The organism is Glaciihabitans sp. dw_435 (assembly GCF_018449675.1).
Taxonomy (GTDB): domain Bacteria; phylum Actinomycetota; class Actinomycetes; order Actinomycetales; family Microbacteriaceae; genus Glaciihabitans.
The window spans coordinates 140058-166698 of sequence record NZ_JAAVUZ010000005.1 but is presented as its reverse complement, the minus strand read 5'-3'; the positions used below and the strand labels follow the sequence as shown (position 1 = coordinate 166698).

Genomic DNA, 26641 nt, shown 5'->3' with positions numbered 1-26641 from the left:
CCAGCGAAAACCAGTGAGTCCCCGTGCCGCATCCCAGCGGGAGCGGGGTTCCACGTTTTAGGCTTGGGTCATGGCTACCGTGACTTTGACCGAAACCGACTTCGAAAAGACCGTCCTCGACTCGGGCATCGTGCTCGTCGACTTCTGGGCGGACTGGTGCGGTCCGTGCAAGCAGTTCGGACCGATCTACGAGACCGCCAGCAACGAGAACCCCGACATCACGTTCGGCAAGATCGACACCGAAGACCAGCAGGCGCTCGCGGGTGCCGCCGGCATCACGTCGATCCCCACCCTCATGGCATTCCGTGACGGCGTGCTCGTCTTCTCGCAGCCCGGCGCCCTCCCCGCCCCGGCCCTCAACCAGGTCATCGACGCCGTCCGCGGCCTCGACATGGAGCAAGTGCACAAGGACATCGCCGCGCAGCGCGAAGCCGCCGCGGCCGCTCCGGTCGAGTAGCGCCAGCACCTCGCCAGCGGCGGGTCAGCGCGCGCGGAACGGTCCGCGCAGCGCTGCCCACTGCAGCAGCATGATGGTCTTCGCATCCCGGATGCGGCCGTCATCGATCATGTCGAGGGTCTCGGCGAAGTCGAGTTCCAGCACCTCGATGTCCTCACCCTCGTCGGCAAGCCCTCCGCCAGCGCTCGTGCGGCTCGCGTCCGCGTAGGGCGCCGCGTAGAAGTGCAGCCGCTCGGTCACCGAGCCCGGGCTCATGAAGACATTGAACACGTGCTCGATCTCGCCCACGGTCACGCCGAGTTCCTCGCTGGCCTCGCGCCTGATGGCGGTCTCGGGGTCGTCATCGTCGAGAAGTCCCGCCGCCGTCTCGATGAGCATTCCGTCATTCGTGCCATCGACATAGACGGGGAAGCGGAACTGCCGGGACAGCAGTACGGTCGACCGGGCGGTGTCGTACAGCAGGATCGTGGCGCCGTGCCCGCGGTCGTAGGTCTCCCGCTGCTCCGTGCTCCAGTGCCCGTCGCTGTGCCGGAAATCGAAGGTGGTGCGGCGCAGCACGTGCCAGCCGTTACCGATCAGCTCGACGTTGGTCACGCGCACCCCGTCGTTGAGGGTCAGATCGCGTCCCACCCGATTTAGGCCTGTCCTACCGCGATGATCGGGAACATCGACCCCGGGCTGGCCGGCGTCCGACGGGGCGGTTGGTACAGAGTCATCCTCGACAAATGCGTTCACGGGTTCCACCGTAGCGGAGCCTGATTTTTATCCCACTTTCGCGGAAATGTGGCTATCTTGAAGCATGTCACTGCAGACAACCGCGACGGCCGCACGGCGGCGTCTCCGCACCATCGGCGTTGAGGAAGAGCTACTGCTCGTCGATGCCACGACAATGAGCCCCGTTCCCGTCGCCGGTCTGATTCTGGATGCCATCGATGGCGGGGCGGAAAGCACTGCCGGAGCTGTGCTCGAATTCGAGGCGAAGCACGAGCAGATCGAGGCCATCAGTCCGCCTCTGGAGACGTTCGACGAGTTGCTCGCCGCGATTCTCCACGGCCGGAGAACTGCCGACTCCGCCGCACGGGAGGTGGGAGCCCGGGCGGTCGCCGTCGCCACCGCTCCGCTCCCGTGCGTTCCGCATCTGGTGGCCTCACCCCGCTACCAGCTGATGCACGACCGCTTCGGGCTCACGATGGACGAGCAGCTGACCTGCGGATTCCACGTGCACGTCTCGGTGCAATCCGACGAGGAAGGCGTGGCAGCCCTTGACCGCATTCGCCCGTGGTTGCCCGTGCTCCTCGCGATCAGCACCAACTCGCCCTATTGGCAGGGAACGGACACCGGGTTCGCGAGCTATCGCTATCAGGCGTGGGGTCGCTGGCCATCCGCGGGCCCCTACGATCTCTTCGGCTCGGCCTCGGACTATCACCGCCAGATCGACGACATCCTCGCGACGGATGTGTCCCTCGACGCCGGGATGGTTTACTTCGACGCCCGGCTGTCCCGGCACGCTCCCACCGTTGAGGTGCGGATTGCCGACGTCTGCCTGCACCCCGCGGATGCCGCGCTGCTTGCGGTCATCACCCGCGCCCTTGTTGAAACCGCGGTCGACGAATGGTCGATCGGGATGCCTCCCAACCCCGTTTCCACGTCCCTTCTCCGGCTCGCGTCCTGGCGGGCGAGCAAGTCCGGTCTCGATGGCGCTCTCCTGCATCCCGAGACCGGACGGCCCGTGCCGGCGGTCGTGGCCGTCGACGCGCTCTTCGCCCACGTGCGCGGCAGTTTCAGCTCGGGCGAGGAGGAGCGGTTCGTACAGAACGCCCTGCGAACGACCCTTCGGCGCGGATCGGGCGCCCGACGACAGCGGACCGCCATGGGTCCCGCCGGATCGAGCACCGACGTGATCGCCACGGCCGCACGCGACACGATAACCGCCTGATCACACTTCGCGCCGCAGTCCCGCCCGGGTCACTCCGCGTGCGCCGCCGCGACGTCGAGGATCCAGGTCACTCCGAAGCTGTCGGTGAGCATGCCGAACCCCTCGCTCCACGCGGAGGCGGCGAGCGGTTCGACGATGGACGCGCCGACGGACAGCGTCGACCAGTAGGCCTGCACCTCGTCGAGGGTCTCTCCGCGCACGGCGACGAAGAACGGCTGGGTGGTGAGGGTGACGCCATTCTCGCGATGGGTCGAGCCCGGGGCATCCACCGTTCCGCCGCCCTGGCCGGGAATGTCGTAGGCCATTACCCGAAAGCCGTTGGCGCTCTCCACCTGTCCGAAAACGACGCCGTCGGCGCCGGGAGCATCCGCGGGCATGCCGAAGTCGCCGTACGTCGCGATGGTGACCTCGCCGCCGAAGACGGACCGGTAGAACACAAGGGCGTCGCGGGCGTCGCCGTGGAAGTTGACGTGGGTGGTGGTGACGATGCTCATGTCTGCTCCTAGTGATCGTGCCGGGCTCGTCCCGACACCATCCACTCTCACAGCCGTCTAGGACAGTTTCGGTCCTCTACTGAAATTACGATGGGGAAATGACCACAACGACACGTCTCCTCAATCTGCTGTCGCTGTTGCAGACGCGGCGCGACTGGCCGGGAGCGCTGCTCGCCGAGCGGCTGGAGATCAGCCACCGCACGGTGCGGCGGGACGTCGAGCGGCTGCGCGAGATGGGCTACAGCATTCAGGCGACGATGGGACCGGATGGCGGCTACCGCCTTGATGCCGGCAGCGACCTGCCACCCCTGCTCTTCGATGACGAGCAGGTGATTGCCCTCGCCATCGCACTGCAGTCGGCGACCGTCACGGGCGTGGGCATCGGAGAAGCGGCCCTCCGTGCGCTGACCACTGTGCGGCAGGTCATGCCCTCACGACTGCGCCACCGCCTCACCGGCCTCGAGTTCACCGCCGTCCCGCGCCCCGGCGACGGCTTGGCCCCCTCCGTCTCGCCGGACGTGCTCATTGCCGTGTCTGCCGCCATCCGCGCCCGGGAGGTACTCCGGTTCGACTACGCCGGCGGCGTCCCCACCGCGGACGACTCCCCGCCCCGACCGGCTCATCGTGTCGAGCCGCACCATCTCGTCACGTCCCAGGGCCGCTGGTACCTTGTCGCCTGGGATCTCACCCGCGACGATTGGCGCATCTTTCGCGCGGACCGCATTGCCCCGCGCACTCCGACCGGGCCGCGCTTCACGCCCCGGGTGGTGCCCGGCGGTGGCGCGCAGGAGTTTGTCTCGGCCCGGTTCAAGGGGTCGGATCGCGACAACACCTGGCCCTGCACCGGCACCGTCATCCTGCACCTCCCCGCCGGTGCCGTGCGCCCGTTCGCAGGCGATGGCATCGCCGAGGATCTGGGACCCGACCGCTGCAGATACACGGTCGGATCCTGGTCATGGGTGGCCCTGGCCGCGGCCCTCGGCCGCTTCGACACGGACATCGACGTGGTCGAGCCCGCGGAACTCACCGCCGCGTTCGCGCAGCTCGCCGCCCGCAACGCGGCGACGGCGTCCCGCTAGTTCCGTGCGGTGGGTGCCGACAACCGGTACAGAACGTGCGGGCGAAGCGGATGCCCCGGCGGGAGGTTCGGGTGTTCGAAGTCATCACGGCTGTCGTGGGTCATCCCGAGCCTGCGCATCACGGCGCGGGAGCGCTCGTTGCCGACCGTTGTGAAGGAGACGATCTCGGCAAGACCCAGCTCGCCGAAGCCCACCGCGGCGGCGGCGCGGGCGGCCTCGGTCGCGAATCCGTGTCCCCACGCCCGGCGGGCGAAACGCCAGCCCACCTCAACTGCCGGGGTGAACGGGGCCTCGAAGGGGGGCACCGAGAGTCCGGTGAACCCGATGAAGGTGCCATCGTGCTCGACCGCCCAGAGGCCCCAGCCGTTGTCGGTAATCCGGGCGGAGAAGCGGTCGACCGCCGCGTCGGACTCGGCGGTCGTCAGGGGTGCGGGAAAGTGTCGCATCACCTCGGGGTCCGCATTCAGGGCGGCGAAGGGAGCGCGGTCGGCGTCCGTCCACTGGCGAAGAACAAGGCGATCCGTCGTGACCGGTGTGACGCCGGTGAGCCGACGGGCCGCGGGCTCGGTCACGCTGCGCTGACCACCTCGAGCAGCTGCTCGCCATACATCTCGAGCTTCTTCTCTCCGACGCCGCTGATGCCGGCAAGCTCGGCGAGGGATCCGGGTCGGCTGAGCGCGATGCCTCGGAGCGTGGCATCCCCAAAAATGATGTAGGCGGGAACGGATTGCTCTCGCGCAGCACCGGCACGCCACTCGCGCAGCTTCTCGAACAGGCCAACGGCCTCACCCGGCAATTCGCTCGCGACGGCCGATCGTTTGGTCGCCTTCGCCGCACGCTCGGGCTCACGGCGCAGCATGACGGGGCGGGCACCGGCCAGCACGGCGGCACTGGCGTCGGTGATGACGAGGGTGCCGTAGCCATCGCCGTGCACGGCGAGGAGTCCCTGGGCGAGAAGCTGACGCACAACGCCGCGCCACTCTTGCTCGCTGAGATCTGCGCCGAGGCCGAAGGTGCTGATGGTGTCGTGGCCCTGCTCGATCACGCGCGGGGTGCGCTTGCCGAGAAGAATATCGATGAGCTGGCCGGCACCAAAGCGCTGGTTGCGTTCGCGCTGCAGACGCACGACGGTGGAGAGCAGCTTCTGGGCGGGAACGGTGCCGTCCCAGCCGACGGGCGGGCTGAGGCAGGTGTCGCAGTTGCCGCAGGGCTGGGACTCTTCGCCAAAGTAGGCGAGCAGCTGCACGCGGCGGCACTGCAGCGTCTCGCAGAGGGCCAGCATGGCGTCGAGGTGTTGCCCGAGGCGCTGGCGGTGGGCACGGTCACCCTCGCTCTGGTCGATCATGCGGCGCTGCTGCACGACGTCTTGCAGACCGTAGGCGAGCCAGGCGGTCGACGGGAGGCCGTCGCGGCCGGCGCGACCGGTCTCCTGGTAATAACCCTCCACGCTCTTGGGGAGGTCGAGGTGGGCAACAAAGCGCACATCGGGTTTGTCGATGCCCATGCCGAACGCGATCGTGGCGACCATGACGATGCCGTCTTCGCGCAGGAACCGGGACTGATTGCGGGAGCGCACTGCCGCGTCGAGTCCCGCGTGATACGGGAGCGCGGTGATGCCCTGCTCGACGAGGAACTGGGCGGTCTTCTCGACCGAGGCGCGGGACAGGCAGTAAACGATGCCCGCATCGCCGGAGTGCTCGGTGCGGATGAGCGACAGAAGCTGCTGCAGCGGCTGGTTCTTCGGCTCGATGCGGTACTGGATGTTGGGACGGTCGAAGCTCGACACGAAGTGCCGGGCGTTGCTGAGGTCGAGTCGGTTGGTGATCTCGTGGTGCGTGAGCTCGGTCGCCGTTGCCGTGAGCGCGATGCGGGGAACCGTGGGCCAGCGCTCGTGCAGCATCGACAGCTGCAGGTAGTCGGGACGGAAGTCGTGGCCCCACTGGGACACGCAGTGCGCCTCGTCGATCGCGAACAGGGCGATGGTGCCGCGGTCGAGCAGCTCGGCGGTCGACGAGATACGCAGGCGCTCGGGCGCGAGGTAGAGCATGTCGAGCTCGCCGTTGACGTAGGCGTCTTCGACCCGGCGGCGCTCGGCGGCGTCTTGGGTGGAGTTGAGGAAACCGGCCCGCACACCGACCGCGGTGAGCGCGTCGACCTGGTCTTGCATCAGGGCGATGAGCGGGGAGATCACCACACCCGTTCCCGGCCGCACGAGGGAGGGGATCTGGTAGCAGAGAGACTTGCCGCCACCGGTGGGCATCAGAACGAGGGCGTCTCCACCCTCGATGAGCGTCTCGATGATCTCGGCCTGGTCACCGCGGAACGCATCGTAGCCAAACGTTTTCTCGAGGACGGAAAGCGCTGGTGTCATGGCCTCGAGTTTACGAGAGACCACCGACCCGGTGCCGCCTGTGCACCGAACCCGGGCTACTTCTTCGCTGGGGAGGAGTCGCCGCCCGGGTCATCCGCCATGTCGGGCATTTCGGCGAAGGCGAGGAGGACCTTCTCGTCCACGTACGGCACGTCGAGAAAGTACACGGCGGGGAGCCGCTTGCTGTTGCGACCCTCGTGAATCCACGCCTCGATGGTGCGCTTCGACTTTTTCACACGCTTCGCCGCCGCGGGAATCGAGAGGTAGTTGTTCGGACGGGCCACCTCCCAATTTCACCGCATGGACGGCGTCCCGCACGGGGGCTTGACGCCAACAATGCACGCTAGATGTAGTAGATCGCGGCGTCTGTATAGAAGGCAGCGTCGACGGGAACGGATGACCCGGAGCGGGGCCGCGCGACCGCGGGGATGCCCGTAAGGATCGAGCGCTCGGGCGCATCGTGCAGCACGACCGCCTGGGCACCCACCACCGAGTGCGCCCCGACGGTGATCGGGCCGAGGATGGTCGCGCCGGTGCCGACGACCACGTGCTCGCCGAGCGTGGGGTGGCGTTTGACGTGGGCCATGCTCCGGCCGCCGAGGGTGACGCCGTGGTACAGCATCACGTCATCGGCGATCTCGGCGGTTTCACCGATGACGACGCCCATGCCGTGGTCGATGAAGAAGCGGCGGCCAATGGTCGCGCCCGGGTGGATCTCTACGCCGGTGAGGAAGCGCACGAACTGTGAGAGCAGGCGGGCGCGCAGAAACGCGCGCCGCTCCCACAGCCCGTGTGCGAGGCGGTATCCCCAGATGGCGTGCAACCCGGAGTACCCCAGCAGCACCTCCGCGTTGGATCGGGCCGCGGGGTCACGGCGGCGCGCGGTCGCGATGTCTTCACGCAGGCGCGCGAAGACGCCCTGGGTTGCTGCCTGAGGTGCCACGGTGTTCGGGAAATCCAGTCCTAGTCGACGAGGTCTTCGTAGAGAACCGTCGACAGGTACCGCTCGCCGAAGCTTGCGACAACAACGACGATCGTCTTGCCCGCGTTCTCGGGGCGGGCGGCCAGCTGCAGCGCGGCCTCGACCGTTGCGCCCGACGAGATGCCGGCGAGGATTCCCTCTTCGGCGGCGAGACGGCGAGCCATCGCGACCGACTGCGTGATGTTGATGTCGATGACTTCGCTGTACACATCGCGGTCGAGGATCTCGGGAACGAAGTTTGCGCCGATGCCCTGGATCTTGTGGGGTCCGGGGGCTCCGCCGTTCAGGATGGCGGATTCTTCCGGTTCGACGGCAACGATCTGAATCTCGGGCTTCTTCTCCTTGAGGTAGTTGCCCGCACCCGTGATCGTTCCGCCCGTGCCGATGCCAGCAACCAAGATGTCGACAGCGCCGTCGGTGTCTTCCCAGACCTCGGGGCCGGTGGTCGCGTAGTGGATGGCAGGGTTTGCCTCATTGGCAAACTGCTTGGCGAGGATGGCGCCAGGGGTGTTGGCGACGATCTCGGCGGCGGCCTCGACCGCACCCTTCATGCCGAGCGGGCCCGGCGTCAGCACCAGTTCTGCGCCGTACGCGCGCAGGAGCATGCGGCGCTCCTTGCTCATGCTCTCGGGCATCGTGAGGATGACCTTGTAGCCGCGGGCCGCACCGACCATCGCGAGCGCGATGCCGGTGTTACCGCTGGTGCCCTCGACGATGGTGCCGCCGGGCCCCAGCTCGCCCGACGCTTCCGCGGCATCCACGATCGCAATCCCGAGGCGGTCCTTGACGCTCGCGGAGGGATTGTAGAACTCGAGCTTGGCCAGCACGGTGGCGCCAAGTCCCTTCGCGACGGAGTTGAGGCGCACGAGAGGCGTCTTTCCGAAGACCTCGGTGATGTCGTTGTAGATGTGGCTGGACACGGGCACTCGATTCTTTGGGCTCCTCGGCGAGAGGGGCAAGGTCAGATTAGGCACTTCTGCCGTGAGTCGTTACTAGTACATACAACCGTATGTAGCTCCATACAGCTGTCATCTTTCGTCATACCGGGCGGCCTTGACACCCATTCGGGGGCCAGTCGACACCGATTCGCAACCTTCTGTTCACTCTCCGTTTCACTGACGGAGTTGGGGTGGATTACGTGCCCACACGGTCACTCAACCTTTCTACCTCTGCATTCGGGAGTACTACTGATGAAAATGACACCCCGCAGTTCGACTTCGGGGAGGCGCACAGGCATCATCGCCGGCGCCGCCCTCCTCACCGCGGCCACGCTCGTTGTGCCCGCCGTCGCCGTCGCGCACGGCTCCCTCGACCCGCACGCTGACCGCACCGCAGCGGTCAAGAAATCCATCGTTTCGGCGCCGGCAAAGAACGTCATCCTGCTCATTGGCGACGGAATGGGTGACTCCGAGATCACCGTCGCCCGCAACTACCAGTACGGCGCCGCCGGTCGACTTCCCGGCATCGATGCCCTGCCCCTCACCGGCGACTACACGACGTACTCGATCTACAAGGACGGGGTGAACAAGGGCAAGCCCGACTACGTCCCGGACTCGGCCGCGACGGGAACGGCCTGGGCCACCGGCATCAAGACCTACGACAATGCGATCTCGGTCGACATTGACGGCACGCCACACCAGACCCTGCTCGAGATCGCCAAGGCTAACGGGCTCAAGACGGGTGATGTCAGTACGGCGGAAATTCAGGATGCCACGCCCGCCGTTCAGGTCGCGCACGTGGCAGCCCGCAGCTGCTACGGCCCGGACACGGCGTCCTGTGGCGCGGATGCCCTCGCGGCCGGAGGCCTTGGATCCATCAGCGAGCAATTGCTGAACACGCGACCGGACGTCACGCTCGGCGGCGGCCAGACATCCTTCCTGCAGACCGCCAAGGCCGGCGACTGGGCGGGCAAGACACTGTTCGAGCAGGCAACGGACCGCGGCTACCAGGTGGTTCAGGACGCGGCTGGTCTCGCGTCCGTGAACGCGGCGAACCAGTCATCCCCCGTCCTCGGCCTCTTCACTCCCGGCAACTTCCCGACACGGTACGCGCCGACGGTAGCGACAGTGGGCGGGGCGGATGCCGCGCCCGTCACCTGCACGGCAAACCCGAACCGTCTCACGACCGACCTGTCGCTGAAGTCGCTGACGACCAAGGCCATCTCGCTGCTGAAGCCCACGAAGAAGAACGCCAAGGGATTCTTCCTGCAGGTCGAGGGCGCGAGCATCGACAAGCAGGACCACGCGGCCGATGCCTGCGGTCAGATTGGTGAGACGGTCGACTTCGACGAGGCGGTGCAGGCGGCCCTCGCGTTCGCCAAGAAGGACGGCAACACCCTCGTTCTCGTCACGGCCGACCACGGACACTCCAGCCAGATCGTGGACAGCACTCCGCCGACCGCGCTCAGCACCGCGCTGACGACGGCCGACGGCACCGTCATGAAGGTGTCGTACGGCACCGCGGCGGCGGGCGCATCGCAGCAGCACACCGGCACCCAGGTGCGCATTGCGGGCTACGGCCCCGGAGCGGCGAATGTCGTCGGGCTGACCGACCAGACCGACAACTTCTACACGATCGCCAACTCGCTCGCGCTGAACCGTGACACGGCGAGGCTCAGCAGCCACGCGCGTGCCGCCGTTGACCACGCGGTCGTGTCGGCGGGCGCAACGGTCACGGTGTCGGCCAGCCGTTTCGCCGGCGACCGCCAGGTGCTCGGCTCCATAGGCACGACGGCGCTCGGGTCGTCGGACGTCATCAACGGCTCCGCGCGGTTCACCTTCACGGCACCCACAACGCCCGGGCGCTACTCGGTCACCGTGACCGGCGCCCAGAGCGGTAAGGCGGTCTCGGTGAAGTTCACCGTCCGCTAGATGTCGGGGATCAGTCGCTTGCCGAGGTTCACGACCACGTCTTCGGTGTACCCGAGGGACGCGTAGAACGACAGCACCGACTCGTTGCCCGCGCGCACCATCAGGCTGAGTTTGGGACAGCCGCGCTCGGTCAACAGTTCCTCGGCACGATTCATGAGCGTGCGCCCGTGCCCCTGACCGCGATGGGTGGATGCCACGGCCAGGTAGTACACCCAGCCACGATGTCCATCGAAACCGATCATGACGGAGGCCATCACGACCCCGTCGTCCTCACCGACGAGAAAGAGTTCCGGCTGCGTCGTCAGCTTCCGCGCGATGTCCTTGTGCGGGTCGTTCCACGCACGCACCAGCCCGGCATCACGCCACAACTGCACGACGGGTTCGGTGTCGGATTCGGAAAACGTGCGCAGGATCATCCACTCATCCTTGCGCACCCGGCACGCTACGACGCGACGGACGTTAACGACCAACGGCGCCCACCCTCAGGGGTGAGCGCCGTTGGCGGTTAGCTTCAGCTGCGAGTTACAGGGCTGCGAGCTGCGCGAGCACGGCGTCGCCGGGAGCAGCGTTCTGCACGGTGGCCTTGATCTCGGCACGGTCGAGGAGCTCGTCCATGCGGCGACGACGCGCCTTGCTGATCAGGGTCACGACGGTGCCCTCCTTGCCCGCGCGGCCGGTGCGGCCGGAGCGGTGCAGGTAGGTCTTGTACTCGTCGGGCGCGTCGGCCTGGATGACGAGCGTGATGTCATCGACGTGGATGCCTCGTGCGGCAACGTCCGTCGCGACCATGACGTTGACCCGGCCGCTGGTGAGCAGCTGCAGGTTACGCGTACGGCGCGACTGGTTCAGGTCTCCGTGGAGGCTGGTGGCGCCGATGCCGGCGTCTTCCAGCTGGTCGGCGAGCTGCTCGGCGAACGCACGGGTGCGGGCGAAGACCAGGGTCTTGCCGTTGGTGCCCGATGCGAGCTCCTCGATGATGCGGGTCTTGTCGCGCTGCTCGATGAGCAGAACGCGGTGATCGATCGTCGAAGAAGCCTGGTCTTCACCGGCAACCTCGTGAACCGCGGGGTTCTTGAGGAACTGCTTGACGAGGGTGGCGACACCCTTGTCGAGAGTTGCGGAGAAGAGGAGGCGCTGGCTGTCGGCCTTGGTCTCCTTGAGGATGCGCTGCACCGGCTCGAGGAAGCCGAGGTCGCACATGTGGTCGGCCTCGTCGAGGACGGTGACGACGACATTGCTGAGGTCGAGCTTGCCCTGTTCGATGAGGTCCTCGATGCGACCGGGGGTTCCGACGATGATGTCGACGCCACGCTGGAGCGCGGAAACCTGCTTGTACTGGGGAACTCCGCCGTAGATCTGCGTGGTGAAGAGTCCAACGCTGCGCGCGATGGGCTGCACGGTGCGGTCGATCTGCAGCGCGAGCTCGCGGGTCGGGGCGAGGATAAGGGCGCGGGGCTTGCGGCCCACCTGACGGTCCTTGCCACCATTGTTCTCCATCAGGCGCTCAACGAGGGGCGCACCGAAAGCGATGGTCTTGCCGGAGCCGGTCTTGCCGCGTCCGAGAACGTCCTTGCCTGCCAGAACGTCCGGGATGGTCGCTGCCTGGATCGGGAAGGGGCTCGGGGCTCCCATTTCGCCGAGCTGGCGAACGATGTTGGCGCCAAGTCCGAGGTCACCGAAGGTGACACCCTCGACGTCGACGGCCTGAATGGCTTCGGCCTCGAGACGCTCGAGAACGACGTCATCCTGCGGGGTGAAGGACTGGCCAGCCTCGCGGCTCGGGTAGAGGTCGCTGCTGCGACGCTCGGGGCGCGGGGAGTTGAAGTCACGACGCGCGGGGCGCTCCGAGTTGAAGTCGCGACGCGGTGCGCGGTCACGGTCACCCGAACCGGCACGGTCGTACGACGGGCGCTCGGTGCGAGCCGGGCGGTCGTTGTTGTAGGAGGGGCGGTCGTACGACGGGCGGTCCGTGCGGGGAGCGCGGTCGTTGCGGTCACCGTAGGCGGGGCGCTCGGTGCGGGCACCGCGGTCGCCGTAGGACGGACGCTCGGTGCGCTGGGCGCGCTCGGCGTACGGCGTACGCTCCTGGCGGTCGTTCGTGGCCGGACGGTCCGTGCGGGCCGGGCGGTCACCGTAGGAGGGACGCTCGGTGCGTGCTGCGCGGTCACCGTATGCGGGACGCTCGGTGCGCTCGGCACCACGGTCGTTGCGGTCACCGTACGCGGGGCGTGCGGGACGGTCGCCGTAGGAGGGACGCTCGCTGCGCTGTGCGCGGTCACCGTACGCGGGACGCTCGGTGCGCTCGGCACCACGGTCGTTGCGGTCACCGTACGCGGGACGGGCCGGACGGTCGCCATACGAGGGACGCTCGGTGCGTGCTGCACCGCGGTCGCCGTATGCCGGACGCTCGGTGCGCGCGGGGCGGTCACCGTAGGAGGGACGCTCGCCACGCGGCTGGTAGGCGGGCTTTTCGCGCGGCTCCCAGTTGGGGCGGCGGTCGTTGGTTGCGGGGCGTCCACCATCGGAGTCGCGGCCGCGGAACGGCTTGCGGTCACCCGTGGTTACGGCGCGGTCGGAAGAGTTCCAGCGCTGCTTGGGAGCGCCCGAGTCGGTCGAACGATCTCCACGGTATCCGGGAGTGCGTCCCGCACCCTTGCCGCCAGCAGCAGGGCCGCCGGTTCGCTTGGGAGCAGATTTGTTGTATTCAGACATAGTTCTTTCCGGGTTATAAATCAGTGCATGAGAATGCACGCAGTTACAAGAGCACTGCAGCACTACTGAACCCGGGGCGATCTTTGACCGGGGCCGACACATACAATCGTGTGTTCATGCCAGCGGAGTAGCTGGCAATCCGGCCCCTAAGACTTACAAACCCTTACGCGGGGATACCGCGCTGTCTTGAGCCGACCTCGATACGTTACTCCACTTTCCCCCGAAAGGCGAGAGCATCCGCCAAATGGGGCCGCCCCGCGCCATCCGCTCTCCGCCCTGGCAGACTCACGCCGGCGCCCAGTTGCGGCAAACGCACGCCCAGGCGCCCGCGACGGTGCGTTTGCCGCGACTCGCAGCGCCGGGACGCACAAAACGCGCCCCAGTTGCGGCAAATGCACTCCCGGACTGCTCGGCGCGGTGCATATGCCGCAACTCGCGGCGCGTTAGGGGTGGGCGGGCTACTCCGCGGCCACGTCGGCGCGGTGCGCGTGGTGGTGCTCCTGCAGCTTGGCCTCGCGGCGGTCGATGCGACGCTCCTTGGCGCCCTCTACGAGGTAGTAGAGCACCGGCAGCACGACGAGCGTCAGGACGGTGGATGACACGAGCCCACCGATCACGACAATGGCGAGCGGCTGCGAGATGAAGCCACCGTGACCGGTGAGTCCGAGCGCCATCGGAACGAGCGCGAAGATCGTGGCGAGCGCCGTCATGAGAATCGGGCGGAGCCTCCTCGACGCACCGTGGATGATCGCGTCCCCGACCTTGAGGCCGCGCGTTCTGTACTGGTTCACGAGGTCGACGAGCACGATCGCGTTGGTGACGACGATTCCGATGAGCATCAGCACACCGATCAGCGACGGCACACCCAGCGGGATTCCGGAGATGAGCTGCAGGATGATCGCACCCGTTGCGGCGAACGGAACCGACACGAGCAGCAGCAACGGCTGGCGGAGGCTGCGGAACGTGGCCACCATCACGATGTAGACGATCAGGATGGCGATCAGCAGCGCGAGCCCGAGCTGGCCGAACGCATCACCCTGCTGCGAGGTCACACCACCGAGTTCGGCCGTGGCGCTGGCAGGCAGCTTCACCTTGTTGACCGCGGTCGTGACGGCCGCGGAGGCGGTTCCCACGTCGTCGCTCTTCGGGGTGACGCTCACGGTCGCGCTGCGCTGGCCCTTGATGGTCGTGATGCTGGCGGGTCCGTTGACGTCGGCCACCGTGGCGATGCTGCTGAGCTTCACGTTGCCAAGCGGGGTCGGAATCGTGAAGTTCTTCAGCTCGGCGATCGTGGTCGGCGCCGACGAGTTGTCGATGTAGATCGACAGCGTCTTCTCGTCGATTACGACCGAGCCGGTCGCGGACGGGTTCATCGCGTCAACGACGATCCCTCCCACTGCCATCTCCGACATGCCCTTCTTCGCGGCCTTGTCGCGGTCGACCTCCACCGCGATGTAGGGCTGCTCACTGGACAGGTTGTTCGTCGTCGATGCGGTCACGTCGAGCTTGGAGACCGCGGCGTCGATGGCGTTGGCGGCATCACGCAGGTCGGCGTCGCCGTTCGCGGTGATGTCGATGTCGATGGTCGATGACGCGAACCCGGAGGACGACCCGGCAAGCGTGACGTCGCCGGCGCCCGTGATGGTGGAGACCTTGTCGCGCACGGTCGACTGCAGCGCCACCTGGTCCACGTCGGGGTCCGTGGTGAGGGAGAACGAGATGCCTCCGCCGCCACCGAACGCCGCGGCGAGCGAGCCACCGTTCGAGCCGATGGACGTCTGCACGGTCTCGACACCGTCGATGTCGAGCAGTACCTTCTCCACCTTCGTGGCCGCCGCGTCCTGCGCGTCGAGGCTTGTACCCAGCGGAAGGGTCTGGCTGACGGTCAGCGTGTTCTGCCCGCTGTCGCCGATGAAGTTCGTCTTGAGGCCGGGAATCAGCGCGCCCGTTCCGAACAACACCAGCACGGCGATGAGGATCGTAATGACCGGGCGCTTCAGCGTCCAGCGGATGACCGGCAGGTAGCCGCGCTGCAGTCGCGTGGGCTTCTCGAGCTCATCGACCTCGTCCGCGGTCGCGACGGTGCCGTCGGCGTTCAGCGGCACGACCGCGTCCTTCGGGGACTTGAGGAACCAGTACGCGAGCACGGGCACGATCGTCAGCGCCACGAACAGCGACGATGCGAGCGCGATGGTCACCGTCAGGGCGAACGGACGGAACAGCTCACCGGTGACCCCACCGACGAGTGCCAGCGGCAGGAACACCGCGACGGTCGTGACGGTCGACGCGGTGACGGCGCCGGCAACCTCGCGCACGGCGGTGGTGATGGCCGCGAGTTTCGTCTCGCCGAGGGTGAGGTGACGCTTGATGTTCTCGATAACGACGATCGAGTCATCCACCACTCGTCCAATGGCGATCGTCAGAGCGCCCAGGGTGATGATGTTGAGCGAGTACCCGGAGGCCTGCATCCCGATGAAGGTGATGAGCACCGAGACGGGGATCGAGATCGCGGTGACCAGCGTCGACCGGATCGACAGCAAGAACAGCAGGATGATGACGACCGCGAACGCGAGGCCGAGCAGGCCCTCGGTGGCGAGGCTGTCGATCGACTGCTGGATGAACGGCGCCTGGTCGAACACGACGGTGAACTTCGTGTTGTTGCCGAGGGACTTCTCGAGGTCCGGGAGCATCGCGTTGACGTCCTTCGACACCGCGACGGTGTTGCCGGCGGGGGTCTTCGTGACGGCGATGGTCAGGGCGGGCTTGCCGTCGACGCGCGAGATGCCGGTGACCGGGTCATCCTCGATCTTTACCGAGGCGACGTCCGAGAGGGTCACGATGGGCAGGCTGGTGACGGGAGTGGTGGGGACAGCGGATGTCCCGGAGCCGAGTGCCGACGTGCCGGTCGACGTTCCCGTGGCACTGCTGGCGCTGCCCGTGGTGCTGCCCAGCAGCGGGATGGCGCCGATGTCGTCGGTGGAGGTGATGCGGTCACCGGCCTGGACGACGAGGGTGGAGCCGTCTTCGGTGATGCTGCCGGCCGGCAGGAGGGAGCCGTTGGCGCTCAGGGCGTCGCGGATGCTCTGGACCGTCAGGCCCTTATCGGTGAGCTTGGTCTTGTTCGGGGTGATGACGACGCGCTGGCCGGTCGTACCGAGCAGCGCCGCTTCGCGCACACCGTCGATGCCCTGGATGTCGGTGATGGTGCTGCCCGAGAGCTGCGCGGAGAGCTCGTTCGCACTGAGATCGCTGGTGACGGCGATCTGGATGACGGGGAGGTCATCGAGGCTTCCGGTGACAACCTGCGGGGTGACGCCCGAGGGAAGCGTGCTGTTGATCCGGTTGATCGCGAGCTGCACCTTCTGCTCGGCGGTCGTGATGTCCGTGCCGAAGACGAACGATGCCGACACCACCGAGGTGTTGGCCGTCGAGGTGGCGCTCGTCGTGTCGAGCCCGGCAACACCCTGGATCGCGGTCTCGATCGGAGTACTGACATCTTCGTTGACGACCTCGGGCGAGGCGCCCGGGTAGCTCGTCGCGATGACGATCTGGGGGAGGCTGATCGAGGGGATCAGCTCCTGCTTCAGCGAGACAAGGGCGACACCGCCGAAGATGCCCACCACGATGGTGACCAGCGCGATGAGCGCTCGGTTACGCAAGCTGAATACGGACAGAAAGTGCACGGGGTTCTCCCTTGTGGATGCGCCGCGTGGCCGGGGTGCCGGCACACGGAGTAACGCGCACGCCAGCGTGCAACCTCAGAATTATCTCAGCGGGTTCTGTGCCAGCGCATACTCCGACGGGATTAGATAGCTACCGGTTTTCTGACAATTCGCCGGGCCAGCAGTGCTGGAGGGGTGCGCCTAGACGACCTCGGCGAGCAGATCGCTCTCCGCCACCGAGTACCGGCCCACCGACGCCCAGGCGTTCGCGAGGGCATCCACACCGCGAATCTGTTCGGCCTCGGTGTGCCCCAGCGGGATCCGCAGGAATCGCTCGAACGCGCCATCCATGCCAAATCGCGGTCCGGCGGCGATCTGCAGGCCCTCGCCCCGGGCGGCAAGTGCAAGCTGCGAGCTGACCGGCACGCCGATGTTGACCCAGGTCGTGACTCCTCCGGTGACGTAGGGCACGGACCACTCGGGCAGGCGGTCGGCCAGCAGCCGGGCCATCCGGTCGCGTCCCTGTCGCAACTGCGTCCGCCGAATCGCCAGCAGCGAGTCGTAGTCACCGAGCAGGTCGGCAACGATCAGCTGCTCGAGGGCGGGAGTGCCGAGGTCACCCTCCGCCCGTGCACGAACGAGCTGCTGGATGACCCGGGGCCTGGCCCTGACCCACCCGACGCGCAGCCCGCCCCACACGGTCTTTCCGACCGAGCCGACGAGGATGGCGGCGTTGCCCTCCGGGCCGTACGCGGCGAAGGGCAGCACGGGATCCATCTCGTCGATCGCGAGGTCGGCCATGGTCTCGTCGGCGATGAGGGCCGTGCCGTGGCGTTCGGCGAGCGCGAGGGCCCTCTCGCGGAACTCGGGCGTCATGGACGCGCCCGTCGGGTTGTGGAAGTCGGGCATGAGGTAGCCGATCGACGGGCTGGTACGCGCGATGGACTGCTCGAAGCCCTGGGTGTCCCACCCCTCGGCGCTCGTGACGGCCACCGGAACGAGCCGGGCGCCCGCGTTGCGCAGCGCCTCGAAGGCGTGGGGGTAGCTCGGCGACTCGACGAGGGCGCGGTCGCCCCGCGAGAGCAGGGTGCGTGCAAGCAGTGCGATCGCGTGCTGGGCACCCAGCGTGACCATGATCTGGTCGGGGGTCGTGGGCAGCCCGCGCGCCGAGTAGCGGTCGGCGATCGCCTGCCGCAGCACGGGGAGCCCGACCCGGTCGAAGCCAGCGCTGCCCAGGTACGCCGGCAGCAGCTGGGCCGCACGCTGCGCCGCGCCCACCACCGCGGGCAAGGCCGGAAGCGACGCGATGCTGAAGTCGAGCAGCTCGTTTCCGAGGGGCTCGATCATCGGCGCGCGCTGCACGGGCAGCCGGGCGACGCTGCCGGAACCCCGCACGCTGTCGAGATAACCCGCCTCGCGCAGCTCGGTGTACGCCGCCGTCACCGTCGTGCGGCTCACGCCCAGCTGCGCCGCGAGGTCTCGCTCCGCCGGCACCCGCATGCCGAGCGAAATACGTCCGTCGAGGATCAGCAGCCGCACGCGGTCGGCCAGCGCCATATAGGCGGGGGCGGATGCCACGGACCGCCAGCCATCGAGCATGGTGGCCAATGCGCGTGCCGAGAGGGAACTCATGAGTCCACTTTAGACGAATTGGCATCTTGCCACCAAGCCAATCCGGTAATTGGATACTAGTCATGACGTACTCGCTCAATGTGGCCCTTCGCTTCACCCAATTGGTCGTGGGACTGTTCCTCTACGGAATTGCCATCGCCATGATGGTGCGCGCCGGCGTTGGTGTCGGCCCGTGGGAGGTGCTCACCCAGGGCATCGCCGCGCACACCGGCCTGGAGTTCGGCGTGGTCACGAACATCACCGGCGCCGTCGTGTTGCTGCTGTGGATCCCCCTCCGCCAGAAGCCGGGCATCGGAACCGTGCTCAATGTGCTCGGCATTGGAACCAGTGCCGACGTGGGTCTTGCGCTCATCCCCGTCCAGAGCACCCCCGCGTTTCAGGTGCTGCTCTTCGCCGGCGGTCTCGCGCTGCTGGCCGTGGCCACCGGCCTCTACGTCGGAGCGCACTTCGGCCCCGGCCCGCGTGACGGCCTCATGCTCGGAATCACGCGCCGCTGGGGAGTAAAGACCTGCATCGCCCGCACGTCCATCGAGGTGACCGTCGTCTTCGTGGGCTGGCTTCTCGGTGGGGACGTGGGTCTCGGCACCCTGGCGTTCGCCCTCCTCATCGGCCCGATGGTCGGGGTGACGCTTCCCCTGCTCTCGGCCCGGGTGGTGCCGCGCCCCGGTCGCGCCAAGGTTGCGGCCGCGGCACAGCAGGGCGCCGAGGCATCCGCCCCCGCACTCCTGATCACCGCCGACCCCGCTCCCGCCGGAAAGGAGGTGCTGTCATGACCCTCCTCATCTCCATAGCCGCGGTTGCCGCCTGGTCGACCCTCGCCACGGCCGCCGCCATCGCCCGCGACGACTACCGCCGCATCCCGACGCGCGCCCTGTAGCCGAACCGCGCCCCGTAGCCCTGGCTTCCTCATCGAAGGAGCACAGATGGTTGTTTCGACCGGCCGCGGACGACCATCTCTGCTCCTTCGACGCGGTGGATGCCACCCCAGCGGGCCTACTCGCGCTCATGACCTACCTGCGGGCCAAACCCACTCCACATGGCCCACCTGACCCCCGCTGTCGCCCCGCCGCCACCGAAAGGGTAAAAACGTGAGGTGCTGAGGCTCGACGCGACACGTTTCTACCCTTTCGATGAGCACCGGGGCGGGATCGGGCACCTGGCGGGGCACGACGGGCCCCGAGCACGACCGGGCAGCCCGCTTTCTCAGCGAAGGAGCACAGATGGTTGTCACAACGGGCCGCGGACGACCATCTCTGCTCCTTCGATGCAGCGGGTGCCACGGGATCGGGGCACCTACAGGTGCAGGCCCGCGTAGTGCGCCATCGCGTCGCGCACGAAGCGGGCCGCGTCGGCGCCGCCGTAGTTCGCAGCGAAGCGGTCGTCCGTCGCGTACATCTCGCCCAGGCCGACGAAGTACTCCTTCGTGGGACCGCCGGCCGCGGACCGCGGCGTCCCCGGAATCCCGGCCAGCCACGCGAAGTGCCGCGCGGCCAGCGCCTGTGCGGCGTCACCGTCGGACGGGATACCGGATGCCGCGGCCGCGGCCCAGTCCGCCGCGAGCTGCTTCTGCCGGGTCATCCACTCGTCCCGTTCCTCCGCCGTCATCGAACGCCACCAGCTGTCGCCGCGGGCGTACGCCTCGGCACCCCAGCGCTCTTCGACCTCGGCGCGGTGGACGGTGTGATCGAAGCCGTCAAACATCTCTTCTGCCATCAGTTGTTCACCTCCTTCCATCTTGAGAATCGTGGTTTCGACGCTGTTAATGAGCCGGTCGAGCCGGAGCTTCTCCTGCTGCAACCAGTGCAGGTGAGCCAGCAACGCACGCGCGTCGTCGCGCTGCCCATCGAGCAGCTCGGCGATGGCGGGCAGGCCGAGTCCCAGTTCGCGCAGCAGCAGAATCCTCTGCAGCCGCGTTAGCGCGCGCTCGTCGTAGCGGCGGTAGCCGTTGCTGCCGATGCTGCTGGGCTCGAGCAAACCGATCTGGCCGTAGTGGCGCAGCGTGCGCAATCGCGCGATGTCGTGAATCGCCCAGTCCATCCGTCGCTCCCTTCCGTCTCAGAAATCACGGTAAAGGTTGACGCTGCGTCAAGGTCAAGCGTCCGTTCGGTGGAGGCGTAAACCTTTTTCGGACAAAGATTCGAGAAATGGTACAATTGTCTAATGGAACGTGTGTATAAGGGACCCTTAGCTCCCACAGCCACGAACCAGACGACTCACATCCGGATTGATCCGCAGGCGTTCAGAGCCCGCCACCAGATCGCCGGGATACTTCCGTCGCCGCACGGCAAAGAACACACGCCGGTTGGGGCGATCGGGTAACACCCGTTGGCGTGCAGTTCCGCCACGTTTCTTATCTAACACCCACCGCGAGATCACCCGGTTTTGGCCGGGACCGAAGAACACAGAGGACACAAATGATTTTCGAAGTAGGGGAAACTCTCGTCTACCCGCACCACGGTGCCGTCACGATCACCGCAGTCAAGACGCGCACTATCAAGGGTGTCGACAAGAAGTACATCACTCTGAACGTGCACACCAGCCCGCTCGTGATTGAACTCCCCATCGACAACGTGGACCTCGTTGGCGTTCGCGATGTCATCGATGCCGCTGGCGTCGAGGCCGTCTTCGACGTGCTGCGCAGCGACCTCGTCGAGGAGCCGGGCAACTGGTCACGTCGCTACAAGTCCAACCAGGAGAAGATGGCCTCCGGCAGCCTGAACCGTATCGGCGAGGTCGTCCGCGACCTCTGGCGCCGCGACCAGGACACCGGAGTCTCCGCGGCCGAGAAGCACCTGCTGATCAAGGCCCGCCAGATTCTCGTCTCCGAGCTGGCACTTGCGCAGCAGGTAACGGACGAAGAGGCATCCGTCGTTCTCGAAGAAGTTCTGATGAGCGTCTCCGCGTAATTCACCACCGACGGTTTTCCGTCAGCCAGACGAGGCCCCGCGATCACCGATAGCCGGGCCTCGTCTGCGTTAACGACCAGCGCTGACTAACCGCGGTGACTACCAGGCAAGCCGCGTCCACGGTCCGGCGGTGTGCTCATCGAGCGCGACCGTGTACGACCTCATGAGGTGCACCACCTCGGCGTCGGCCTCCGCCGTATCCCCCGCCATCGAGCGGGACAGCACCACACACCGCCCGATGATGAAGCTGCGGCCGAAGTCTTCCCAGCAGGAGAACACCGCGCGCGCCTCCAGGTCCACCCGCGCGAGCATGAGCGCCGATTCCTCCCGCGTCACGTAGCCGAGCGCTACGCCCCACACCGCGGTCGCCGCCGCCTCGCCGAGGTCGTAGCCGCGGAGGGACGTGACCACCCACGATCCCGGGATGTTGCGCGCCGTATCGTGACGGGCGATCTCGGCTTCCCAGCGGTGGACGTTGTGGATGATCCTGTGCGCGTCCAGCCCGCCGGTCGAACGGTCCCCCTGCGCGACCCGCGCCCAGTGCGACTCGGACAGGCGTGCCTTCGCGGTCAGTCGAGCTCGTTCCGCGAACAACTGCGTCACCCGGGGATCGAAGCGCGCGGCACTCATCAGTTGCTCGAAGTACTCGTTCCAGCGGCGCGCATCCGTCAGCCCCCAGGTGACACGGGCATCGAGGAGTGCCTCCGCGGTGATGGCGGTTCCGCCGAAGTCGTTCCATGGGATGTCGGTGGAATCCAGTTGCAGGGCGGCGAGGGCAACCGACCGGGCGGCAATGCCCTCGGTGGGCTCGGAGGGGTGCTGGAGGATCGCGCGCGGCGCCGGCCGACGTCGGGTTGCGCGTAGCTCAACGATGGCGAGCCACGTCACGAAGAGCACGCAGGCAACCCCGAGACCGATCGTCAGTAACGTCACACTTCCCCCAGAAGCCACGTTCGGGCCGCGGTGCCGCCCGAACGATCTCTCCAATATGACGGCACCGGCGACTCATTCGACACAGGAATCACCAAACTCACCAGTTTGGGGGGTGCGGGCCACCTCTCAGAAAAATTCGCGCACACCCACTTGCGCACGCGATACACGCGATATATCGTGAGTTGCAGATGACGCGATATATCGCGAGTGAGCGGCTCGGGTCATCCACCACATATTTATCGAAAGGGAACAGCAATGGCTCAGGAAAAGTGGCTGCTCGATGGCCCGAAGGTCATCGACATCGGCCTCATCCGTCACCTCAAGGTGTCTCTCGTTGCCGGCCAGGTCGACATCGTCGGGCACGACGAACCCGGCGCACGTGTCGAGGTGCACTCCGTCAGCGGACGGGATCTCAAGGTCAGTGTCGACGGCGACACGCTCGAGATCGACCACCCCCAGCTGCGCTGGGACAACTTCATTGATGTCTTCAAGTCGTTCTCCGGCACTGCCCGCGCCGACATCAGCATCATGGTTCCGCACGACGTCGCGCTGCGCTTCGGCGTGGTCAGCGCGTCGGCCCTGATCAGCGGCCTGACCGAGGACGCGAACATCAGCACCGTGACCGGCCCGCTCGTCGTCGACAACATGACGGGTGCGCTGCGGCTCAACGCCGTGAGCGGCGAGATTTCCGTGCGCAACCACACCGGCAAGATCTACGCTCACACGGTCAGTGGGGACATCACCGCCTCGGGCGAGGTGTCGGTCTTCACGTCCGAGGGCGTCAGCGGCGAGGTCTTCCTCGACCTGGCCGGAACGCCCGACGAGGCACGGGTCAGCACGGTCAGTGGCAGCATCACCGCGCGCCTCGCTCCCGGCGTCGCCGCGCAGTACCGCATCAACACGGTCAGCGGTCGACTGCAGCTGGACAACTCCGAGATCAAGGGGATCCACGGCAGCTATAGCGGAAAGTACGGGACCCTCGAGGAGAAGTGGCTCGACTTCAAGGCCAACACCGTCAGCGGCAACATCTCCGTCCTTCACGCGGTGAACGCATGACCCCCGTCTTTGGCCACGGCCACCTCCGGCTCTACCTGCTCAGCCTGCTCGCCGAGTCCCCGCGGCACGGGTACGAACTGATCCAGGCACTCGGTGACCGCTTCGGCGGCACCTATGTTCCGAGCGCGGGCACGATCTACCCGCGGCTCGCCAAGCTCGAGGAAGACGGCCTCGTCACCAAAACCACGGACGGCCGCAAGACCGTCTACGAGATCACCGATGCGGGGCGCGAGGAGCTTGCCGCCCGGGCCGGGGAGCTCGATGGGATCGAGAACGAGGTGACCGACTCCGTGCGCCGCCTGGCGAACGAGGTGCGCACCTCGGTGAACTCGGCGATGAAAACCCTGCGCGCCGATCTCGCCTCCGCTGCGCGGGACGCCCGGTCCGAGTCGACCGGCTGGACCACGCACACCGACGACACCAAGTCGGCGCGCGTCGAGAGCCGCGAGCACCTGCAGAGCGCAGAGATGGTGCTGAGCGACTTCCGTCACCAGATCCGTGCGGACCTGCGTGGCCAGGTCGTCAGTGGCGTGCTGCCGGAGGAGACAGTAACGGTGCTGAGAGAGGGTCTTGAGCAGGTGCGGGCGGCGGTTATCTCCTCCCTCAGAACTACCCGGGAATAGATTCATCCACCGTTCATTAAGGCGCCAGCTTGACTCGCGCCCCGCGAGGAGTAGGCTCGCCCCTCGTGACTAACGAAGTCCGGTCCCCCAAGCGGTGGTTTATCGGTGAACCACTCGCCTCGGAAAAGCTCGAAGGCCAGCTGCTGCCTAAGCACCTCGCCCTCCCGCTTTTCGCGAGTGACCCTCTCTCCTCCGTGGCGTATGCGCCGCAGGAACTATTGATGATCCTGCTGCTCGGCGGGCTCGCGTTCCTGAGCTTCGCGCCGTGGGTCGCCGCAGCGGTGATCGTGCTCCTCGTTGTCGTTGTTGCCTCCTACCGCCAGCTGATCAAGGCCTACCCGAGCGGCGGTGGCGACTACGAGGTCGCGCACAAGAACCTGGGCGAGAAGGCCGGCCTCGTCGTCGCCTCCGCCCTGCTCGTCGACTACATCATGACCGTCGCCGTCTCGGTGGCCTCGGGCGTGGACAACATCATCTCCGCGATCCCGCAGCTCGACGACTTCCGCGTCGAACTCGCCGTCTTCTTCGTCATCCTGCTTGCGGCGGTGAACCTGCGGGGCGTGCGCGAGTCCAGCAAGGCCTTCGCTTTCCCGACCTACATCTTCATCGGCAGCGTCTTCATCATGATCGTGGTCGCCATCGTGCGCACGATCGCCGGCCACCCGCCGGTTGCCGAGTCCGCGCAGTACTCCGTCAACGGCGAATCCCTCTCGCAGGCCGCGTTCGTCCTGTTGCTCTTGCGAGCATTTTCGAGCGGATGCTCCGCCCTCACGGGCGTCGAAGCGATCTCGAATGGCGTTCCCGCCTTCCGCTACCCCAAGGTCAAGAACGCGCAGAAGACGCTCGTCTACATGGGCGGAATCGCCATCGTGCTGTTCGCCGGCCTCGTCTTCGTCGCCCTGGTGTCAGGCGTGCATTACGCGGAACACGCCTGCAGCCTGGTCGGCTGGACGGGCTGTGCCACCGCGCCGCAGCGATCCCTCATCGCGCAGATCGCCTCGTCGGTGTTCGGCAACAACTCGCTGCCGTTCTTCGTGATCCAGGCGACGACCGCCGCGGTCCTGTTGCTCGCCGCCAACACCGCGTTCAACGGCTTCCCGCTTCTGGGGTCGGTGCTGGCCAAGGACAAGTACGCGCCCAAGTCCCTCCAGACCCGCGGCGACCGTCTCATCTACTCGAACGGCGTGCTGGTACTGGCGCTGCTCGCGGTGATCATCCTCATCGTGTACCGCGCGAGCGTGACATCCCTCATCCAGCTCTACATCATCGGGGTGTTCGTCTCCTTCACCCTCGGGCAGACCGGCATGGTGCGCCACTGGTGGAAGATGCTCAAGGAGGGCTGCAGCAACCCCGGCGCTGTCTGGCGCGGCCTCATCATCAACGCCGCCGGCGCCCTCATGACGGCCGTCGTTCTCATCGTCGTCACGATCACCAAGTTCACCCACGGAGCGTGGCTGGTGTTCGTGATCATGCCGATCCTCTACGTGCTGATGCTCGGCGTGAACCGCTACTACCGCGACGTCGACAAGGAAATCGAGGCCGACCCCACCACGACCTTCGGTGCGACGGGCGACCACGCGATCGTGCTCGTCGGGCGCATGCAGAAGCCAGTGCTCAAGGCCCTCGACTACGCGATCGCCGCCCGCCACGAGAGCATCGAGGCCGTACACGTCTCGATCGATGATGCCGAGACCGCCCGCCTGCAGGAGCAGTGGAAAGAGCAGAACATCCAGATTCCGCTCACCTTCGTGCAATCCCCGTACCGGGAAATCAGCGTCCCGCTGATCAAGTACATCAAGGGTCGTCGCGAAGCCCACGGCTCCGAGGTCGTAACGGTCTACACACCGCAGTTCATCGTTGGTCACTGGTGGGAGCACTTGCTGCATAACCACAAGGCCCGGCGCATCCGCCACAAATTGATGCTCGTGCACGGTGTCGTGCTCGCGCTCGTGCCGTGGCTGCTCGACTCCTCGCAGCTCATTTACGGCCGCCGGTCCCGCCCGATTCCGGGACAGGACCGCCGCGGCGAGCCCACGAGGCCCGTTGCCCGCAAGGCGATGCCCCCGGCCGCCAAAGTTGCGTCGCGCAATTCCAGCGTGACGCGCAAGTAGCGCCGCGGGGTGGGTGATGCACCGAAGCGCTTCGGCGCGGTATTTCTCGGCGGCGCCCTCGGCACCGGAGCGCGCATCGGACTCGATGCGCTGATCCCGCACACGGATACGACGTTCCCGTGGTCGACCCTGCTGATCAACATCGTGGGTTCGTTTGCACTCGGTCTGCTGGTCGCCCGCGACTTCCGCTGGCCATCGTCGTGGCTGCGCGCGGGTGTGCGCACGGGCATCATCGGTGGTTTCACCACGTTCTCCGCCGTCATCGCGTCGCTCGTGACCCTCACCGACGGCAACGAGGTCGGCCTGGCCGCGCTCTACCTCGTGCTCTCGTTGCTGCTGGGCTTCGGTGCCGCCACGGCGGGCGTCGCGGCTGGCGGAGCACTCGGGCGCGCCTCGGTGCGCGCGATGCCGCTGGAGACCGACGAGTGACCGTCTGGGTGTACCTGGCCACCATGGTGGCCGGCGGACTGGCGTCCATGGCGCGCTACGGTGTGACCCTGTTCTTCGGCCGGTACAAGAACATGCAATGGGGCGTGTTCGTCGTCAATGTCATCGGCTCTGCGATCGGTGGCGCGGTGGTCGGGATGACGGCGACCGGCCAGATCAACCCGGAGCTTCGCCTGGTGATCCTCGGCGGGGTCGCCGGCGGGCTGACGACGTTCAGTACGTGGAGCGTGGAAACACTGCAGCTGATCAAGGACCGGCGGTGGCGCACCGCACTGGTCAGCGTGAGCCTCAACCTCTTCGTGGGGCTGGCGGCCGCGACATCCGCCTACCTGATCGTCACCGCCTGACCGCCACTGCCTGACCGCCATGC

At 66.9% G+C, this 26641-nt stretch carries 24 protein-coding genes; 11 read left to right on the top strand and 13 right to left on the bottom strand.

Features of this window, described 5'->3' with window-relative positions; genetic code table 11:
• Nucleotides 1-70 precede the first annotated feature (70 nt).
• Nucleotides 71-457 (top strand): thioredoxin, encoded by a 387-nt coding sequence (trxA, locus tag HB677_RS09325; protein ID WP_213815425.1) that lies wholly within the window; start codon nucleotides 71-73, stop codon nucleotides 455-457.
• Nucleotides 458-481: 24 nt separating this feature from the next.
• Here trxA and HB677_RS09320 read toward each other — a convergent pair whose 3' ends face one another.
• Complete coding sequence (locus HB677_RS09320) at nucleotides 482-1192, bottom strand: NUDIX domain-containing protein (protein WP_213815424.1); 711 nt, start codon at nucleotides 1190-1192, stop codon at nucleotides 482-484.
• A 64-nt stretch (nucleotides 1193-1256) separates the two neighbouring features.
• Here HB677_RS09320 and HB677_RS09315 point away from each other — a divergent pair, with 64 nt between their 5' ends.
• Nucleotides 1257-2393, top strand: a complete 1137-nt coding sequence (locus tag HB677_RS09315) for a glutamate--cysteine ligase (protein WP_213815423.1) — start codon at nucleotides 1257-1259, stop codon at nucleotides 2391-2393.
• Between the two features lie 29 nt (nucleotides 2394-2422).
• On the opposite strand, the gene HB677_RS09310 is transcribed toward HB677_RS09315, so the two are convergent.
• Nucleotides 2423-2887, bottom strand: a complete 465-nt coding sequence (locus HB677_RS09310; RefSeq protein ID WP_213815422.1) for a VOC family protein — start codon at nucleotides 2885-2887, stop codon at nucleotides 2423-2425.
• 98 nt (nucleotides 2888-2985) lie between these two features.
• Here HB677_RS09310 and HB677_RS09305 point away from each other — a divergent pair, with 98 nt between their 5' ends.
• On the top strand, nucleotides 2986-3966 hold the full coding sequence (locus HB677_RS09305; protein ID WP_213815421.1) for a YafY family protein: 981 nt from the start codon (nucleotides 2986-2988) through the stop codon (nucleotides 3964-3966).
• Here HB677_RS09305 and HB677_RS09300 read toward each other — a convergent pair.
• The 5 genes from HB677_RS09300 to cysK are packed head-to-tail and all read right to left on the bottom strand — an operon-like array spanning nucleotide 3963 to nucleotide 8239.
• The gene (locus HB677_RS09300; protein ID WP_213815420.1) at nucleotides 3963-4538 is read right to left on the bottom strand and encodes a GNAT family N-acetyltransferase; all 576 of its coding nucleotides are present in this window, start codon (nucleotides 4536-4538) and stop codon (nucleotides 3963-3965) included. The genes HB677_RS09305 and HB677_RS09300 overlap by 4 nt on opposite strands.
• Nucleotides 4535-6337, bottom strand: coding sequence for a DNA helicase RecQ (gene recQ, locus HB677_RS09295; RefSeq protein WP_213815419.1), 1803 nt, complete (start codon nucleotides 6335-6337; stop codon nucleotides 4535-4537). The genes HB677_RS09300 and recQ overlap by 4 nt, the downstream gene beginning before the upstream one ends.
• Before the next feature lie 56 nt (nucleotides 6338-6393).
• Nucleotides 6394-6621, bottom strand: a complete 228-nt coding sequence (locus HB677_RS09290) for a hypothetical protein (protein ID WP_213815418.1) — start codon at nucleotides 6619-6621, stop codon at nucleotides 6394-6396.
• A gap of 59 nt (nucleotides 6622-6680) precedes the next feature.
• Nucleotides 6681-7280, bottom strand: a complete 600-nt coding sequence (gene epsC, locus HB677_RS09285; protein WP_213815417.1) for a serine O-acetyltransferase EpsC — start codon at nucleotides 7278-7280, stop codon at nucleotides 6681-6683.
• Between the two features lie 20 nt (nucleotides 7281-7300).
• Entirely contained in the window at nucleotides 7301-8239 is a 939-nt protein-coding gene (cysK, locus tag HB677_RS09280) for a cysteine synthase A (RefSeq protein WP_213815416.1), read from the bottom strand.
• Nucleotides 8240-8515: 276 nt separating this feature from the next.
• Here cysK and phoA point away from each other — a divergent pair, with 276 nt between their 5' ends.
• The gene (gene phoA, locus HB677_RS09275; RefSeq protein ID WP_213815415.1) at nucleotides 8516-10189 is read left to right on the top strand and encodes an alkaline phosphatase; all 1674 of its coding nucleotides are present in this window, start codon (nucleotides 8516-8518) and stop codon (nucleotides 10187-10189) included.
• Here phoA and HB677_RS09270 read toward each other — a convergent pair.
• The 4 genes from HB677_RS09270 to HB677_RS09255 form a co-directional block, all read right to left on the bottom strand.
• Nucleotides 10186-10605, bottom strand: a complete 420-nt coding sequence (locus tag HB677_RS09270; RefSeq protein ID WP_213815414.1) for a GNAT family acetyltransferase — start codon at nucleotides 10603-10605, stop codon at nucleotides 10186-10188. The two genes, phoA and HB677_RS09270, sit on opposite strands and share 4 nt — an antisense overlap.
• Nucleotides 10606-10711: 106 nt before the next feature.
• Nucleotides 10712-12901: a DEAD/DEAH box helicase gene (locus HB677_RS09265; RefSeq protein WP_213815413.1), complete on the bottom strand. Its 2190-nt coding sequence runs from the start codon at nucleotides 12899-12901 to the stop codon at nucleotides 10712-10714.
• A gap of 458 nt (nucleotides 12902-13359) precedes the next feature.
• Nucleotides 13360-16584, bottom strand: a complete 3225-nt coding sequence (locus HB677_RS09260; protein WP_213815412.1) for an efflux RND transporter permease subunit — start codon at nucleotides 16582-16584, stop codon at nucleotides 13360-13362.
• A 180-nt stretch (nucleotides 16585-16764) separates the two neighbouring features.
• The gene (locus tag HB677_RS09255) at nucleotides 16765-18195 is read right to left on the bottom strand and encodes a PLP-dependent aminotransferase family protein (protein ID WP_213815411.1); all 1431 of its coding nucleotides are present in this window, start codon (nucleotides 18193-18195) and stop codon (nucleotides 16765-16767) included.
• A gap of 62 nt (nucleotides 18196-18257) precedes the next feature.
• Here HB677_RS09255 and HB677_RS09250 point away from each other — a divergent pair, with 62 nt between their 5' ends.
• Nucleotides 18258-18968: a YitT family protein gene (locus HB677_RS09250; RefSeq protein ID WP_213815410.1), complete on the top strand. Its 711-nt coding sequence runs from the start codon at nucleotides 18258-18260 to the stop codon at nucleotides 18966-18968.
• Between the two features lie 520 nt (nucleotides 18969-19488).
• On the opposite strand, the gene HB677_RS09245 is transcribed toward HB677_RS09250, so the two are convergent.
• The gene (locus HB677_RS09245) at nucleotides 19489-20232 is read right to left on the bottom strand and encodes a MerR family transcriptional regulator (RefSeq protein ID WP_213815409.1); all 744 of its coding nucleotides are present in this window, start codon (nucleotides 20230-20232) and stop codon (nucleotides 19489-19491) included.
• A gap of 377 nt (nucleotides 20233-20609) precedes the next feature.
• On the opposite strand from HB677_RS09245, the gene HB677_RS09240 reads away from it, so the two are divergent.
• Nucleotides 20610-21101 carry a CarD family transcriptional regulator gene (locus HB677_RS09240; RefSeq protein WP_213815408.1) on the top strand — a complete coding sequence of 164 codons (492 nt, stop codon included), beginning with the start codon at nucleotides 20610-20612 and terminating at the stop codon, nucleotides 21099-21101.
• 99 nt (nucleotides 21102-21200) lie between these two features.
• On the opposite strand, the gene HB677_RS09235 is transcribed toward HB677_RS09240, so the two are convergent.
• Nucleotides 21201-22034, bottom strand: a complete 834-nt coding sequence (locus HB677_RS09235; RefSeq protein WP_213815407.1) for a DUF1266 domain-containing protein — start codon at nucleotides 22032-22034, stop codon at nucleotides 21201-21203.
• 255 nt (nucleotides 22035-22289) lie between these two features.
• On the opposite strand from HB677_RS09235, the gene HB677_RS09230 reads away from it, so the two are divergent.
• The 5 genes from HB677_RS09230 to HB677_RS09210 all read left to right on the top strand — a co-directional run bounded on the left by HB677_RS09230 (nucleotide 22290) and on the right by HB677_RS09210 (nucleotide 26618).
• Nucleotides 22290-23090 (top strand): DUF4097 family beta strand repeat-containing protein, encoded by an 801-nt coding sequence (locus HB677_RS09230; protein ID WP_213815406.1) that lies wholly within the window; start codon nucleotides 22290-22292, stop codon nucleotides 23088-23090.
• Nucleotides 23087-23713, top strand: a complete 627-nt coding sequence (locus HB677_RS09225; protein WP_213815405.1) for a PadR family transcriptional regulator — start codon at nucleotides 23087-23089, stop codon at nucleotides 23711-23713. The genes HB677_RS09230 and HB677_RS09225 overlap by 4 nt, the downstream gene beginning before the upstream one ends.
• Nucleotides 23714-23778: 65 nt before the next feature.
• Nucleotides 23779-25824 carry an APC family permease gene (locus HB677_RS09220; RefSeq protein ID WP_213815404.1) on the top strand — a complete coding sequence of 682 codons (2046 nt, stop codon included), beginning with the start codon at nucleotides 23779-23781 and terminating at the stop codon, nucleotides 25822-25824.
• 9 nt (nucleotides 25825-25833) lie between these two features.
• A complete protein-coding gene (locus HB677_RS09215) occupies nucleotides 25834-26253 on the top strand; it encodes a CrcB family protein (protein ID WP_213815403.1) in 420 nt (139 codons plus the stop codon).
• Nucleotides 26250-26618 (top strand): CrcB family protein, encoded by a 369-nt coding sequence (locus HB677_RS09210; protein ID WP_213815402.1) that lies wholly within the window; start codon nucleotides 26250-26252, stop codon nucleotides 26616-26618. The genes HB677_RS09215 and HB677_RS09210 overlap by 4 nt, the downstream gene beginning before the upstream one ends.
• Nucleotides 26619-26641 lie beyond the last annotated feature (23 nt).

Excerpts from the sequence above, each read along its gene's own strand:
- trxA (WP_213815425.1), top strand. The coding sequence starts at position 71 with ATGGCTACCGTGACTTTGACCGAAACCGACTTCGAAAAGACCGTCCTC.
- HB677_RS09315 (WP_213815423.1), top strand. The coding sequence starts at position 1,257 with ATGTCACTGCAGACAACCGCGACGGCCGCACGGCGGCGTCTCCGCACC.
- HB677_RS09310 (WP_213815422.1), bottom strand. The coding sequence starts at position 2,887 with ATGAGCATCGTCACCACCACCCACGTCAACTTCCACGGCGACGCCCGC.
- HB677_RS09305 (WP_213815421.1), top strand. The coding sequence starts at position 2,986 with ATGACCACAACGACACGTCTCCTCAATCTGCTGTCGCTGTTGCAGACG.
- recQ (WP_213815419.1), bottom strand. The coding sequence starts at position 6,337 with ATGACACCAGCGCTTTCCGTCCTCGAGAAAACGTTTGGCTACGATGCG.
- phoA (WP_213815415.1), top strand. The coding sequence starts at position 8,516 with ATGACACCCCGCAGTTCGACTTCGGGGAGGCGCACAGGCATCATCGCC.
- HB677_RS09270 (WP_213815414.1), bottom strand. The coding sequence starts at position 10,605 with ATGATCCTGCGCACGTTTTCCGAATCCGACACCGAACCCGTCGTGCAG.
- HB677_RS09265 (WP_213815413.1), bottom strand. The coding sequence starts at position 12,901 with ATGTCTGAATACAACAAATCTGCTCCCAAGCGAACCGGCGGCCCTGCT.
- HB677_RS09255 (WP_213815411.1), bottom strand. The coding sequence starts at position 18,195 with ATGAGTTCCCTCTCGGCACGCGCATTGGCCACCATGCTCGATGGCTGG.
- HB677_RS09250 (WP_213815410.1), top strand. The coding sequence starts at position 18,258 with ATGACGTACTCGCTCAATGTGGCCCTTCGCTTCACCCAATTGGTCGTG.
- HB677_RS09245 (WP_213815409.1), bottom strand. The coding sequence starts at position 20,232 with ATGGACTGGGCGATTCACGACATCGCGCGATTGCGCACGCTGCGCCAC.
- HB677_RS09240 (WP_213815408.1), top strand. The coding sequence starts at position 20,610 with ATGATTTTCGAAGTAGGGGAAACTCTCGTCTACCCGCACCACGGTGCC.
- HB677_RS09230 (WP_213815406.1), top strand. The coding sequence starts at position 22,290 with ATGGCTCAGGAAAAGTGGCTGCTCGATGGCCCGAAGGTCATCGACATC.
- HB677_RS09225 (WP_213815405.1), top strand. The coding sequence starts at position 23,087 with ATGACCCCCGTCTTTGGCCACGGCCACCTCCGGCTCTACCTGCTCAGC.